Below are 866 nucleotides of genomic sequence, written 5' to 3' on the forward strand. Positions count from 1 at the left end.
GCCGCCGCTTCCGCCTCGCGGGCGGCGTCGAGCTTAGACCGGGCGGCCTTGGCCGCGTCGCGGGCGGCCCGCTCGTCGGCGGCCGCGCGTCCGGTCGCCGCACGGGCGGCGTCGACCGCGAGCCGCAACCGGTCGGCCTCCGCGCGCGCCTCCGCTGCGGCGCGCTCGACCCCGCCCAGCCGGTTCTTTTCGGCGAGCCGTCGCGCGGCCGGCGTCGGCGCGTCCGCGGCGAGCGTCAGGCCGTCCCAGCGCCACAGGTCGCCTTCGCGGCTGACGAGCCGCTGGCCGGGCTTCAGCTGTTCCCGCAGTCGCGCGCCGTCCGCGCGCGCCACGACGCCGACCTGCGCCAGCGTGCGGGCGAGCTCCTGCGGGGCCGCGACATGGGACGACAGCGGGGTCGCGCCATCCGGGAGCGCCGCGTCCGACGAGCCGTCGAGCCACGCCCAATGCGCGAGCGCGCGCGGGTCGACGGCGGCGTCGAGATCGTCGCCGAGCGCCGCCCCGAGCGCGGTCTCGAAGCCGGGGTCGACGGAGATCAGGTCCACCACCGCCGCGAAGGCGCGGCGTTCGTCGGTCGCGAGCAGCTTGGCGAGCGTGCGCGCCTCGGTGATCGCCCGTTCGGCGCGTGCGTTGGCTTGGGCGGCGGGCGCGCGGGCGGCGGTCTCGTCGGCCCGGGCGCGGGCGTGGGCGGCTTCGGCTGCGTCCGCGGCCTGCTCGGCCGCCGTGAGCGCCTGGCGCGCGGCCTCCGCTCGCTCCTTCAGCGCCGCTTGATCGCCGGCCGCGCCGGCTTCGCGGGCGAGCCGCTCCGCCTCGGCGGCGAGGGTCGCAGCCTCGCGTTCGAGACCCGACAGCCGGTCGGCCGCTTC

1 pseudogene is annotated in these 866 nt (G+C 79.6%); it reads right to left on the bottom strand.

What is annotated here, in order from left to right:
* Window positions 1–866 (bottom strand): annotated as a pseudogene (locus METY_RS20730) (chromosome segregation protein SMC); the annotation flags it as partial.

The organism is Methylopila sp. Yamaguchi, from assembly GCF_002897035.1.
Taxonomy (GTDB): Bacteria; Pseudomonadota; Alphaproteobacteria; order Rhizobiales; family Methylopilaceae; genus Methylopila.